This window comes from Streptomyces sp. NBC_00286 (genome assembly GCF_036173125.1).
Lineage (GTDB): Bacteria > Actinomycetota > Actinomycetes > Streptomycetales > Streptomycetaceae > Streptomyces.
This window is the reverse complement of sequence record NZ_CP108054.1, coordinates 468,836-482,196: the sequence shown is the minus strand read 5'-3', so window position 1 is coordinate 482,196 and position 13,361 is coordinate 468,836. Positions and strand designations below refer to the sequence as shown.

The window sequence follows — 13,361 nt, the reverse complement described above, 5'->3', positions numbered from 1 at the left end:
CTCTCGGGGCGAGGGTAGGAGCGGAGACGTTGCAGGTACGTTGCGTGCGTACGGCGGGGGAGCGGGCGCGGTCCGGGGCGAAACGCGAGGCCATGGCGGCGGGCGAGGCCATGGCGGCGGGCGCGGGCCGTCAGCGTCCGGTCCACCCACGCGGCGCCGACTGCTCGGCCTCCAGTTCCTTCAGGCGAGCCCGTACGGGCGCCGTCGGGCGTATCGCGGCGAGCGTCCGCCATACGTCGAGATCGTCCTCGCCCCAGGGAGCGTGCGCCCAGTCCGCCAGCAGGTCCGGATCGCGACGGGCAACGAGCGCCGCGCGCAACCCGTCAGCGAGCCTCCGACGCAGCCGCACCACATCCGGGGCCTGCGAACCGGGCAGCAGCGGGCCCGCGTACGCCCTCGCCGCCGCCGTGACCGCCCCAGTACTGAGCCCCCGCTCGACGACCGCGATGTCCGACTCCACCGGAACCGCCAGCCGGTACGGCCGTGAACCGAGCAGCCCCGCGCCGAGGAGCCGCCGCAATCGGGCCAGCTCCGCACGCAAAGTCACCGGCGTCACCGACTCGTCCTCGTACAGCGCGCACAGCAACTCATCGCCGGTCAGCCCCTCTGGGTGCCGGGACAGGAGCACCACGATCTCGCTGTGCCTGCGGCTCAGGCGCAGTCTGCGGCCACCCGCCATGAGCAGCGCCTCATCACGGCCCAGTGCGGTCAGCTCGAGTGCGGCGGTGGTGGCCGGAGCCGGTGCCAGCAGCGCCAGCTGGGACTCCGCGGCCCGCGCCACGGCCTGCACGAAACCCAGGCTGTGCGGATGCGCGAGCCCGTCCCCACCGGTGATATCGACCGCGCCCAACAGCCGTCCCGTGCGCGGATCGTGCACGGGAGCCGCCGCGCACGTCCACGGCTGCACACGCCGGATGAAGTGCTCGGCCGCGAAGACCTGCACCGGCCGGTCGAGAGCGACCGCCGTACCCGGAGCATTCGTACCGACCGCCGACTCCGCCCAGCGCGCACCCGGCACGAAGTTCATGCCGTCCGCCTTCTGGCGGGTCCCCGCGTGGCCCTCGACCCACAGCAGCCTGCCCTGCGCGTCGCACACCGCCAGGAGATGCTCGCCGTCCGAGGCGAACGTGCCCATGAGTTCACGGAACAGCGGCATGACCCTGGCCAGCGGGTGCTCCGCACGGTAGGAGCCCAGGTCGCCGTCCGTGAGCTCCACCAAGGCGGTGCCGTCCGGTCCCACACCGGCCCGCGCCGAGCGACGCCACGAGTCGGCCACCACGGAACGCACCGGCAGCGGCACCGTGCCCGCCTCGGTGAACGTCTCATGGGCGCGGCGCAGCACTCGCACCCTCTCGACGGGATCGGACCCCGGCTCCAAGGCCACCCATGGATCGGACAACTCGGCCTCCCCGGAAGGCGATGCGGCTGGGGACATCGTCACTCTGGTGACGAGCGCGGACAAGCGCCACGACCAGGCTCGTACGGGACTCGGTACGGGCGCACCCCAGGCCCGCTGCCTTGCCCACTGACTTCCGCACCTGAACGGCCCGTCCCTCAGGCGGAGTTGACCAGCCTTATATAGCGTGCCCAGTCCCAGTGCGGCCCCGGATCGGTGTGGTCCGAGCCCGGCACTTCATAATGCGCGAGGATGTGGGAGCGGTCTTTGGGGATGCCGTACTTGGTGCAGATCGCCGCGGTCAATCTCGCCGACTCCTCGTACATCCGGTCGGTGAAGTATCCGGGCTTGTCCACCCAGCCTTCGTGCTCGATACCGATGCTGCGTGTGTTGTAGTCCCAGTTGCCCGCGTGCCAGGCGGTGTCGCGCTCCCGCACTATCTGAGCGACACGGCCGTCGGCCGATCGCACGACGTAGTGCGCGGACACGTTCTTCTCCCGGTTCTGGAAGATGCGCAGAGTGGTCGCGTAGCTCGCCTGCGCCACATGAATGATCACGAAGTCGATGGGGTGGCTTTTCGGACGGTCGGAGGCCGTGTAGTTGGAGGGGCTCGCCGGAACCCATTCGGCGGGCGCGTAGTCGAACGCCGGAGTCCGGGCGCCCGCCCGTGGACTGGGCAGTAACGCGGTGGAGAGTGTGGCGAGGGCGGCTGTCTGCAGGACGCGTCGCCTGCTGGGAAGTGATGTGGGCCAGAAGCCGGCACGGTTCAAGGAGGAACTGCCTTTCGGTGATCAGTGGTGGTGAGTCGCTTCTCGCAGCCGAGCGTGCAGCACGCGAGATATCTCGCGTGCTGACAGCCACTCCCTGCGGAGCTTGGCCACGCACGGAAACCCGCCCGCCTCCGACCCGTTCCGGCACAGCGGCAGCACTACTCCTGACATGTGAATCCCCGTTCCCCCGGGTCCTTGGACACGCGGTCCATGGACAAGTCTGCGTCGCTCTGACAGCGGCGCCTCGCGTGAATTACGGTACGGCGCTTGCCGGTTGAGGAGGAAGTGGTCCCGTCAGATCCGTGGACAACACGGCCATTGTGGATAACTCGGCCACCCACAAGGGTGATTGGCGCAGGTGGCACGGCCAGGGGAGAGGCCGGACATGACTCCAAACGATCAAGCGAGTCCTGGCCTACGCCCCGCTCGCCACCGCCGCCGGATCATCGAGCACAGCCCGCACCACCGAGTGTGCGGCGCCCAGCAGCGGGCCCTCCGGCCCGAGTTGGGAGACGGCCACCGCGCACGCGGGACCGGCCGTGCGCCGCGCCAACTCCCGTTCCAGCGACGGCAGCAGCCACGGTGCGAGTTCGGACAGGGCTCCGCCCAGCACCACGGCTTCAGGGTCCAGCAGATTGACCGCGCCGGTCAGCGCGATGCCGAGCGCGGTTCCGGCGTCGTGGAGAGCTCGCCGTACGTCCTTGTCGTCCTGCGCGGCGCGCTCGGCCAGCAGCCCGACGCGGTCCTCGCCCGATTCCAACCCTGCCGCACGCAGTACGGCCTCCTCGCCCGCGTACTGCTCGAGACAGCCCCGCCCGCCGCACGCACAGGCCGGCCCGTCGGGACGTACCGGCACATGCCCCAACTCGCCCGCGAAACCGTGCCTCCCGCGCAGCAGCCGGCCGTCCACGACCACCGCTCCACCGATACCGATCTCGGCCGAGACATGCAGAAAGTCGCGCGGTGCGGCCTCGTTGAGCCAGAGTTCGGCGAGCCCACCGAAGTTCGCCTCGTTGTCGACCGTCAGCGGGAACTCGGCGGGCAGCAGCGCACCGAGATCCGTGTCCTGCCAGTCGAGGTTGGGGGCCCGAACCACGGTCCGGGCATCGCGGGCCACCAGTCCGGGCACGGCGACAGCGAGACCCGCGGGCCACAGGCCTTCCCGGTCCGCGTCAGCGACGACCTGGCGTACCAGCGCGGTCAGGTCTCTCAGCACCGGTTCGGGCGACCGGCCACGGTTGGCGCCGTGGCGCACCGCCCGTGCCCGCACCTCGCCGCGCAGATCCACCGCGCACACGGCGAGATGGTCCACGCCCACTTCCGCACCGATCCCGGCAGGACCGTGCCCGCTGACGGCCAGCGCCGAGCCGGGCCGCCCCACCCGGCCGGGGCGCTCGGGGCCGAGCTCCTCGAGGAGCCCCGAGCGGATCAGCTCGTCCACGAGGGTGGAGACAGCTGCCCGGGTCAGCCCGATGCGGGAGGCGACGGCGGCACGGGACAGCGGCCCCTCGGCGCTGACGGTGTGCATCACACGCGAGAGGTTGCGGCGGCGCATGCCCTGCTGCGTATCGGGCAGTCGGCGGCCGGGACTGCTCGGGTGGGCCTCGTGCAGCGGTGCGGTCATGCCTCCGTCAGTCCTCGTCCGGCGGCCCTGTCAGGGCTGCCCTGTCAGTGCGGGCCGAGGCCCGCGGAGTTGGGTCTCGTCAGCGCTGATCCGGTCGGCGCTCCAGCAGCGGGGCCGCGTCGGAGAGTACCCCCGCGATGCGCGCCAGGGCAGCCTCGTCCCGCTCCACCGCATCGAGTACGGGTCCGCGCGCGGTGTCCCAGCGCCGGGCCACCGCCGCCGGATCCTCGCCGGTCAGTACGCCCGCGGCCTGCGCGGCGGCGCCGAGCGCGACCAGCTCCTTGGCCTCGGGCACCTGAACGGGGCGTCCCGACAGGCGGCGTACGGTCTCCTGCCAGGCCGTTCCGCGCGCGCCGCCGCCGATGAGCAGGATGGGAGCCGAACGGTCCGCGTCCGCGTCGAGCACCAGGTCGAGGGCGCCGAGCAGCGAGTGGACGGCGCCGTCGTACGCGGCCTGCAGCAACTGCCCGGGCGTCGTGTCGTGGCGCAGCCCGTGCAGCAGTCCCGAGGCGTGCGGCAGGTCCGGGGTCCGTTCGCCGTCCAGGTAGGGGAGCAGGGTCACGCTCGTGCCCGGCTCGACGGCCTGGCGATCGATGCCCAGCAGGGTGGCGACGCGGTCCACGGCGAGCGTGCAGTTGAGGGTGCAGGCCAGCGGCAGCCAGTCGCCGCGCGCGTCGGCGAAGCCCGCCACGGTTCCGGTCGGATCGGTGGGGCGGCGCGTCGAGACCGCGTACACCGTGCCGGACGTGCCGAGGCTCAGCACCGCGGTGCCAGGGCGCAGCCCCAGCCCGAGCGCGGCGGCGGCGTTGTCCCCGGTGCCCGGAGCGACCAGCGTGCCCTTGGAGAAGGGCAGTTCGCCGCTGTCGCGCACGGTTCCGACCACCTCGCCGGGCCGGACCACCCGGGGCAGCAGCGCCGGGTCGAGGCCCACGTGGCGGAGGACCTCCTCGTCGTACGTCTCGGTCCCGGACGCCCACCAGCCCGTACCGGACGCATCGCCCCGGTCGGTCGTGCCGAGTCCCGTGAGGCGCCCGGTGAGGTAGTCGTGGGGCAGTCGCACGGCCGCGGTCGCGCGGATCGCCTCGGGCTCGTTCTCGGCGAGCCACGCCCACTTCGTGACCGTGAAGGAAGGGCCCGGCACGCTGCCCGTGCGCTCGGCCCGGGCCTTCGGGCCGCCCAGTTCGTCCACCAGGCGCCGGGCCTGCGGGGCCGAGCGCACGTCGTTCCACAGCAGGGCGGGGCGTACCGGGTCTCCCTGGGCGTCCAGCGTGACGAGCCCGTGCTGCTGGCCGCCCACGGACACCGCCGCGGCCTCGTGCGCCGCGTCGCCGCACTGGTGGAGCGCCTCGCACAGCGCCTCCCACCACTGCCGCGGATCACTTTCACGGCCCGCTCCGGAGGAGACGGTGTGCGGCGCCTGCCCACTTGCCACCACCTCTCCGGTGGCCGCGTCCACGACCAGCGCTTTGGTGGACTGGGTGGACGTGTCCACGCCGACGACGAGCGGACCCTCGGCTGCTGACATCGGGCTCTCTCCCTCTTTCCGCGGCTCGCGGGGTACGGCCTACTTCCGGGTGCCCGGACCGACCTGGTCCGGCTTTCACACCTCGTCTCTTCCCAGAGATGCCTTCGCATACTAATTTGTTAAGCGCCATGACGAAATAGTCGGAGCGAGCTAGGAGCCGCGGCATGAACTACCAGCCCACCCCCGAGGACAGGTTCACCTTCGGCCTGTGGACCGTCGGCTGGCAGGGAAGGGACCCGTTCGGCGATGCCACCCGGCGTGCCCTGGACCCGGTCGAGACGGTGCAGCGCCTGTCGGAACTCGGCGCCTACGGAGTGACCTTCCACGACGACGACCTGATCCCCTTCGGATCCTCGGACATCGAGCGCGAGTCGCACATCAAGCGCTTCCGGCAGGCACTCGACACGACCGGCATGACCGTGCCGATGGCCACCACGAACCTCTTCGCGCACCCCGTCTTCAAGGACGGCGCGTTCACCGCCAACGACCGGGACGTACGCCGCTACGCACTGCGCAAGACGATCCGCAACATCGACCTCGCGGTCGAGCTGGGTGCCCAGATCTACGTCGCCTGGGGCGGCCGGGAAGGCGCCGAGTCCGGCGGCGCCAAGGACGTACGCCTCGCACTCGACCGCATGAAGGAGGCCTTCGATCTCCTCGGCGAGTACGTGACCTCCCAGGGATACGATCTGCGCTTCGCGATCGAGCCCAAGCCGAACGAGCCGCGCGGCGACATTCTCCTGCCGACGGTCGGCCACGCCCTGGCGTTCATCGAGCGCCTGGAGCGGCCGGAGCTGTACGGCGTCAACCCCGAGGTGGGCCACGAGCAGATGGCCGGGCTGAACTTCCCGCACGGCATCGCCCAGGCCCTGTGGGCGGACAAGCTCTTCCACATCGACCTCAACGGCCAGTCCGGCATCAAGTACGACCAGGACCTCCGCTTCGGAGCAGGCGACCTGAGGGCGGCGTTCTGGCTGGTGGACCTCCTGGAGAGCGCCGGTTACGCGGGACCGAGGCACTTCGACTTCAAGCCCCCGCGCACCGAGGACCTCGACGGCGTGTGGGCATCGGCCGCGGGCTGTATGCGCAACTACCTCATCCTGAAGGAGCGTTCGGCCGCCTTCCGTGCCGACCCGGAGGTCCAGGAGGCCCTGCGCGCCTCGCGCCTGGACGAGCTGGCACAGCCCACCGCCGCGGACGGCCTTCAGTCGCTGCTCGCCGACCGCGCGGCCTTCGAGGAGTTCGACGTGGAGGCCGCCGCCGCGCGCGGGATGGCATTCGAGCGCCTGGACCAGCTGGCGATGGACCATCTGCTGGGCGCCAGGGGCTGATCGACCTCTCCTTGTGAGGCCCTGCGCGGAATTCTGCGGAATCGTGCGATCCATGCCATGAGTCCGTATCAAGTTCCGCGCAGGGGTCGCCTGATGACGGGTTCGAGGCGACTCTTGGCGGTATGGCCACGCCGCCCTTACCGCCCCAGCCTCCCCGGCCGCCGGACGACACACCGCCTTCGGGCAACGGTGGCTACGGCCCGCTGCCCGAAGGCTTCGGTCCGCCTCCCGAGGGTTACGGTCCGCCTTCCGGGGGTTACGGCCCGCCCCCTGGGGGCTACGGGCCGCCGACCGGAGGCGGTGGTCCGCCATGGCAGGGCGGCGGGGACTGGCAGCAACCGCCGCCGCCCCCTGGCCCTCCCAGCGGTCCGGGAGGGCGCCGCAATGTGCTCTTCATCGTGCTGGCCGTGATCGTGGCGATCGGGGCCGTCGCCGCGGTGGCGCTGGTGGTCACCAGCGACGACGGCTCGTCGGGCAAGAAGTTGCCTGCCGCGAGCAGCGACACCACAGGGAGTACGCCCACGCCGTCGCTGAGCATCCCGTCGGAGCTGCCCTCGCTGCCTTCCGATGTGCCCTCCCTGCCCTCCGGAGTGCCCGATCTGCCCACTGGCCTGCCCAGCGGCCTGCCCACCGACCTGGAGTCGCTGCTCCCGACTCCCGCGGGCAATGAAGTGCCGTACTACATGCTGAAGGCCGGCGACTGCTTCAACGTCGACAACAGCAAGCCCGGCCAGGCCGCGAAGCGGTCGTGCCGCACGGCGCATGACGCCGAAGTCGTCAAAGTAACCGAGCTGACAGGCACTTACTCGACCGATGCCGCTCTCAAGAAGGCGGCGACGGACCTGTGCCAGAAACCGCTGCAGGCCAAGGCGGTCAAGCAGCCGGCCGGAACCGTGCGCGGCACCCTGGTGCAGTATCCGGACTCCACGGGCTTCAAGCTCGGCATCGACAACGTCGCGTGCAGCCTGGCCGCGGACCCCAACGGGAACGGCAAACTCACCAAGCCGCTGACGTGACCCATGCGCGCGTGGAGCAAAAACGTCAGCCACGCGCGCGTGCCGGACGAAAACGCGAGCCAGGCGTTCAGATGCCGCTCCCGCGCGGCAGCCGTACGTACGTCACCGTCGTCTCGACCCCGCTGTCCACCAGGCGTCCCTGGTCGTCGAACGCGCCCTCGCCGTCCGTCATCCCGAAGTCGTTGTCGTTGATCAGGGCGAGCGTGTCGTGATCCACGCGCGCGACGCCCTCGATCTTCCCGGGCAACCCCTCGACCTTGCCGAGGTCGACGACGAGCCGCTTGCGCAGCACCGGAACACCGGAGGCGGCCGGATCGTCGAGCTGCTCCAGGGACGGAGACGTGGCGGCGTCGTCCCACTTGCCTCCAAGGATGTCCGCACCCCGGCTCAGCTTCACGACCTGCAACCTGGCCGCCTTGTCGGTGCGCTCCTCGACGAGCAGTCGGTCACGGCCGACGGCCACCACGGAGGAGATCTTCAACTCGGACGTGTCGTCCTCGCCCGGGTCGACCACGCTCACCGGATCGAAGCGGTACGCGTACTCGGCCGTGACCGCCCGCTTCTTCGGCGAGAAGCGCACCAGGCGCGTCGTGAGCGAGGCCTCTCCCGCGTCCGGGTCCGGCACGGACGGCGGGCTCTGCACGGCCATCACCAGGTCCCCGCCCGGGAGTTGGGCGAGCCCTTCGAAGCCCCGGTTGACTTTCCGGTGCAGGAGGATGGAGGGCAGTGCCTCGACGACCGGGTAGTCCGTGCCGGTCAGGTTCAGCCCCTTCGGTACGTAGCGGGTGAGCACCTTCCCGCGTGCGGAGACGTGAACCAGTGAGGGCCCGTACTCGTCAGCGAGCCAGAAGCTGCCGTCCTTGGAGCGCACGATGCCCTCGGTGTCCACACCGTTCGGGTTGTACGAGAGCGGCGTCTTCGCGTTGTACGAGTACGGTGCTTCGTCGCGTCCCTTTTGGTTGGACAGACCGGTGACGGGCTTCCCGGAGGAGGTCGTGATCGGGATCGCGTTCAGGACCTTCATAGTGTCCCCGGAGACGCGGATCTTCACGATGGCCGGATCGAAGCCGGGCACGGGGAACGTACGGCGCTTCTTGCCGTCCACCGGGATCCGGCCGTTAGGCCCGCGATCGGTGACCGTCCAGAACTCGCCCTTGCGGCCCGCCGGGTAGAGATCGCTGCCGATACCGCCGAGGTCCACACCGCGGTCGTTGTCCACCGTGCCCGGCAGCAGCGCGTTGCTGAACGCACCGAGCGGGATGTCGCCGAGCGTCGCGGTGCGCGTGACTCGCGGCGCGTCCCCGGAGGGGGTGCCGACAGCCGTGCCGGTTGCCACGAGGGTGGCCAGCAGGGCCAGCGGCACGCCCGCGGCGACGGAACGGTGGACGTGGCGCCGACCGACGGCGTGCGGGGACATCGGGCCTCCTGAGGCACAGGTGCGTGGACAGCGGCCAGATTTCGCCCCCGCACGGAACGCCCTACGACCGACAGGTGAACACGGAACGTCAACTACTCATCCGCTGGGCGGTGTTGGGATCATTCATTCGCGGCCTTCCGCAAGAGCGAGGGCTGTCGCCGGATCCTGTGCGGCCGGGCCCACGGGAGCCCATCGTCCCCATTCCTTGCGATACGGCCACCAGCGGCCGTCGAGGCCCAGGCGCAGTTGCGCCTGACCACCGTCGGCCGTCCAGCGATTGCGGGACGCGCGCAGTCGCGGCCGCTCGTCGCCCTCCCAGGCCGATTCGAGGGCGGCACGCGCGCGTGCGAGCGTTTCCGCCTCCACCGTCCACTCGGTCTCGAGCACGTCGAGGGCGGCCACACCCCCGTACTCCCAGGCGCGGACGGCGAGTTCCAGCCCCTCGCGGTCGCGGTCAGACCCTTCGCCGAGCCGCGCGGTCATCGGGGTGTCCAGGACATCCGGGACGCCCACGCCCAGCCGCACCGCGTCCTGTGCGGCCGTCAACTCCGGTTCCACGGGATGCGCTTCGTGATCGGGCCGGAGCGCCTCGGCCAGCAGTCGGTGGGCCTCGCGGGCCGTCTGTGTGGCCAGGAACGCCAGGGCGGTTGGATCGACGCCTGGTGCGGGTGCTGCTTCCGTGTCCAGCGAGGGCGGTTGTCCCGGCTCTGCGGGCAGGACGGGCGTGGCGGGCAGCGGCGGCAGGATGTCCGCCGCCGCGTACGCCTCAGCGGCGTCCACGCCCTCGTACGGCTCATCCCGCACGGGGGCGGCTTCGGCCCGGGGGCCGCTGCGCGCCTGCAACTCGTCCAGCAGCTCACGCTCTCCCCGGCCGCGCATCAACAACAGCACGAATGGGTCCTGGTCCAGCAGTCTCGCCATCTGGTAGCACAGTGCCGCCGTGTGACCACAGTGGTCCCACGCATCGCAGTCGCACTCGGGCTCCAGATCGCCCAGCCCCGGCAGAAGTTCGACGCCGGCGGTCTCCGCGTCCTCGACCAGATGCGGCGGCATCTCACGGTCGAGCAGCGCCGCGATATGCCCGGCTCGTTCGACGGCCATGTCCAGGAAGCGGTCCCACTGGTCCTCGGACAGCTGCTGGAGCAGGACATCGGCGCGATGCGGCGTACGGTCGCGGCCCTGGACCACGGCTGTGATGCGTCCGGGACGCACCGACACGGCTCCCACGGCTCCCGCGCGCGCCAGCCTGCGGCCCGTCTTCACCTGCTCCGAGTCCAGTGCCGCGTCCTCCAACGCCTTCAGCCAGGCCTGACCCCACCACGTCTGCGCGAAGCCCCTCCCGTGCGCGGGCGGCAGCGCGTCGAAGGTGCGCTCCGGGCTCTCTTCGTACGCATCGTTCATCGGGCGCCTCCTCGCAGCTCCACCAGGTCGGCCAGTTCGGCGTCGGTCAGTTCGGTGAGGGCCGCCTCCCCGGAGCCGAGCACCGAGTCCGCGAGCTCCTGCTTGCGCGCCAGCATGTCCGCGATGCGGTCCTCGATCGTCCCCTCGGCGATCAGCCGGTGCACCTGCACGGGCTGGGTCTGGCCGATGCGGTACGCGCGGTCGGTGGCCTGTGCCTCGACGGCCGGGTTCCACCAGCGGTCGTAGTGCACGACATGTTCGGCCCGCGTCAGGTTCAGACCCGTGCCCGCGGCCTTCAACGACAACAAGAAGACCGGCACTTCGCCCTCCTGGAAGCGATGCACCATGGCCTCCCGCTCGGCGACGGGTGTGCCACCGTGCAGGAACTGAGAGGGCACCCCGCGCGCCGCCAAGTGGCGCTCGATCAGCCGCGCCATCCGCACGTACTGGGTGAAGACCAGAACACTCGCTCCCTCGGAGAGGATGGTGTCGAGCAGTTCGTCCAGCAGTTCCAGCTTTCCGGAGCGACCCGCGATCTTCGGACTGTCCTCCTTGAGGTACTGCGCCGGGTGATTGCAGACCTGCTTCAACCCGGTCAGCAGTTTCACGATCAGGCCGCGCCGCGCCATGCTGTCGGCGCCCGAAATCTCTGCCAGAGTCTCGCGGACCACCGCCTCGTAGAGACCTGCCTGCTCCTTGGTGAGCGATACGGCACGGTCGGTCTCGGTCTTCGGCGGCAGCTCGGGCGCGATTCCCGGGTCCGACTTGCGGCGGCGCAGCAGGAACGGCCGTACGAGCTGGGCGAGCCGATCTGCCGCTCCGGGATCCTGTCCGCCCTCGACGGCCTGCGCGTACCGGGTGCGGAACGTGCCGAGCCTGCCGAGCAGCCCTGGAGTCGTCCAGTCGAGAATCGCCCACAGCTCGGAGAGATTGTTCTCCACCGGAGTCCCAGTGAGCGCCACGCGCGCGCGTGCGCCGATGGTCCGCAGCCGGCGTGCCGTGTCCGAGTACGGGTTCTTCACGTGCTGCGCCTCGTCCGCGACGACCATGCCCCACGACGCCCCGGCCAGCTGCTCGGCGTCGAGCCGCATCGTGCCGTACGTCGTGAGGACGAACTCACCGTCGGCCAGGTTCTCCAGGCTCCGCCGCGGCCCGTGAAAACGGCGCACCGGGGTGCCCGGTGCGAACTTCTCGATCTCGCGCTGCCAGTTGCCCATCAGGGAGGTCGGGCAGACGACGAGAGTGGGACCCGCCGCCGACTCGTCGCCCTGCCGGTGCAGATGCAGCGCGATCAGTGTGATCGTCTTGCCCAGGCCCATGTCGTCGGCCAGGCAGCCGCCCAACCCCAACGAGGTCATCCGGGCCAGCCAGTTGAGGCCCCGCAGCTGGTAGTCCCGCAGGGTCGCGGCAAGCGCTGCGGGCTGACCGACCGGCTCTTGCCCCTCCGGGTCCGCGAGCCTCTCCCGCAGCGTCGCCAGCCATCCCGTGGGCCGGACGTCGACCTGGCGGCCGTCGACCTCCGTGGAGCCCGTCAGAGCGGCGCTCAGCGCGTCGATGGGCGTGACCTTGTGGTCCTGCTGCGCGCGGGCGCGTTGCACTTCCTGCGGGTCGACGAGCACCCACTGGTCGCGCAGCCGCACCATGGGGCGGTTCGCCTCGGCGAGCCGGTCCAGCTCCTTGCGCGTCAGCTGCTGATCGCCCAGCGCGAACGACCAGTTGAAGGCCAGCAGCGCGTCGGCCGACAGGAACGACGGTACGTCCGACGACAGCCGCCCCGGGCCCTGCTCGTCATCCGGCGGCCCGATGACCGCGCGGGCCGTCAGCTTGCGCGCCAGCTCCTTGGGCCAGTGCACCTCGACCCCGGCAGACGCGAGGGCTCGCGCACCCTCGCCGAGGAGTTCGGTGACCTCCTCGTCGGCGAGTTCGACCGCGTCGGGCACGGCCGCCGACAACAGGGGCGTGAGCGGAGCCCAGGCCCGTGCGGCCCGGCGCAGGGCGAGCAGGGCGTCCAGACGCGCGCGCGGACCGAAAGCAGGTCCCGAAGCGCCCGCGTCGGCCCACACGTCGGCGGCGTCCGCGATCAGAGCCGGGTCGCTCACACTGTGCAGCTGAAGGACCGCGCGGAAGGGCAGCTGCGGCTCGTCCGCCGTGGCCGAGTCCAGGCCCGGAACCTCGATGCGCAGCGAGATCCGTACGCCCGCGTCGTGCCCCGCGGCGACGTCGGCGGCCCAGGCGCGCTGCTCGGGGATGTGCTGCGGTGCGGGCGCCGCGAAGGCCGCACCGCCCGTTGCGAGTGGCGCTGCAGGAGACCGGGGGAGCGTGTCGGCGACCGCGTCGAGGAAGGCCCGCACCAGGCGCTCCGGGTCGGGCAGACGCAGTGGCTCGGTCTTGTCGACGGGCACCGCATGCGCGTGCGGTGGCATCGCGGCGGCCAGCTCGCGGATCCGTTCCAGGTCCTCCGCGCGCAGTGGACCGACACGCCACGCGTCATGGTCTGCGGCGCTCAGACCGGGCAAGAGCAGCCCGCGCGCGGCCAGCTGAAGAGCGAGCACGGCCGCCGCGCCCCAGAAGGCGGCTGCCCTGTGCGCGTAGGCGGCGGCACGCGCGCGCGTGAGGACCGGCAGCGCGGCTCGTACCGGCAGCAGCACGGCAGGCACGGTCACCAGTTCGACACCATCGTCGCCGGGCAGGACGACCGTCAGCTCCTCGGCGGAGCCTGATTCGACAACAGGAGGGCCGTCGCCGTCGGGGTGCCAGAATGCCACGCTGCCGGTGCGGGCCGGTTCGGCGGGCACGAATACGGCGCAGCAGCGGGCCAGTTCGGAGATCTCGGAGGGAGTTGCCGCGGGATTCCTCTGCACAGGAATAGTCTATTCCTCAA

The 13,361-nt window shown here is 71.1% G+C and carries 10 protein-coding genes; 3 read left to right on the top strand and 7 right to left on the bottom strand.

All coding sequences use genetic code 11. The features are described from left to right. Nucleotides 1-130: 130 nt before the first annotated feature. Nucleotides 131-1,219 (bottom strand): GAF domain-containing protein, encoded by a 1,089-nt coding sequence (locus OHT21_RS02335; protein ID WP_328766476.1) that lies wholly within the window; start codon nucleotides 1,217-1,219, stop codon nucleotides 131-133. Between OHT21_RS02335 and OHT21_RS02330 the strand changes: the two genes are divergently transcribed. Then, nucleotides 1,206-1,529: a hypothetical protein gene (locus OHT21_RS02330; protein ID WP_328766475.1), complete on the top strand. Its 324-nt coding sequence runs from the start codon at nucleotides 1,206-1,208 to the stop codon at nucleotides 1,527-1,529. The two genes, OHT21_RS02335 and OHT21_RS02330, sit on opposite strands and share 14 nt — an antisense overlap. Before the next feature lie 25 nt (nucleotides 1,530-1,554). Here OHT21_RS02330 and OHT21_RS02325 read toward each other — a convergent pair whose 3' ends face one another. The 3 genes from OHT21_RS02325 to xylB all read right to left on the bottom strand — a co-directional run bounded on the left by OHT21_RS02325 (nucleotide 1,555) and on the right by xylB (nucleotide 5,315). After that, the gene (locus OHT21_RS02325; protein ID WP_328766474.1) at nucleotides 1,555-2,166 is read right to left on the bottom strand and encodes an N-acetylmuramoyl-L-alanine amidase; all 612 of its coding nucleotides are present in this window, start codon (nucleotides 2,164-2,166) and stop codon (nucleotides 1,555-1,557) included. Between the two features lie 415 nt (nucleotides 2,167-2,581). Beyond that, a complete protein-coding gene (locus OHT21_RS02320) occupies nucleotides 2,582-3,790 on the bottom strand; it encodes an ROK family transcriptional regulator (protein ID WP_328766473.1) in 1,209 nt (402 codons plus the stop codon). A gap of 79 nt (nucleotides 3,791-3,869) precedes the next feature. After that, nucleotides 3,870-5,315 (bottom strand): xylulokinase, encoded by a 1,446-nt coding sequence (gene xylB, locus OHT21_RS02315; RefSeq protein WP_328766472.1) that lies wholly within the window; start codon nucleotides 5,313-5,315, stop codon nucleotides 3,870-3,872. 164 nt (nucleotides 5,316-5,479) lie between these two features. Between xylB and xylA the strand changes: the two genes are divergently transcribed. Together xylA and OHT21_RS02305 are read left to right on the top strand one after the other, a co-directional pair. Beyond that, nucleotides 5,480-6,646, top strand: coding sequence for a xylose isomerase (gene xylA, locus OHT21_RS02310; protein ID WP_328766470.1), 1,167 nt, complete (start codon nucleotides 5,480-5,482; stop codon nucleotides 6,644-6,646). Between the two features lie 386 nt (nucleotides 6,647-7,032). Then, complete coding sequence (locus tag OHT21_RS02305) at nucleotides 7,033-7,662, top strand: hypothetical protein (RefSeq protein ID WP_328766469.1); 630 nt, start codon at nucleotides 7,033-7,035, stop codon at nucleotides 7,660-7,662. A 67-nt stretch (nucleotides 7,663-7,729) separates the two neighbouring features. Here the strand turns inward: OHT21_RS02305 and OHT21_RS02300 are convergent, their stop codons facing one another. The 3 genes from OHT21_RS02300 to OHT21_RS02290 form a co-directional block, all read right to left on the bottom strand. Then, nucleotides 7,730-9,079, bottom strand: coding sequence for an esterase-like activity of phytase family protein (locus OHT21_RS02300; protein ID WP_328766468.1), 1,350 nt, complete (start codon nucleotides 9,077-9,079; stop codon nucleotides 7,730-7,732). Between the two features lie 123 nt (nucleotides 9,080-9,202). Then, entirely contained in the window at nucleotides 9,203-10,480 is a 1,278-nt protein-coding gene (locus OHT21_RS02295; protein ID WP_328766467.1) for an SWIM zinc finger family protein, read from the bottom strand. Next, the gene (locus OHT21_RS02290) at nucleotides 10,477-13,341 is read right to left on the bottom strand and encodes a DEAD/DEAH box helicase (protein ID WP_328766466.1); all 2,865 of its coding nucleotides are present in this window, start codon (nucleotides 13,339-13,341) and stop codon (nucleotides 10,477-10,479) included. Before OHT21_RS02290 ends, OHT21_RS02295 begins: the two co-directional genes overlap by 4 nt. Between the last annotated feature and the right edge of the window lie 20 nt (nucleotides 13,342-13,361).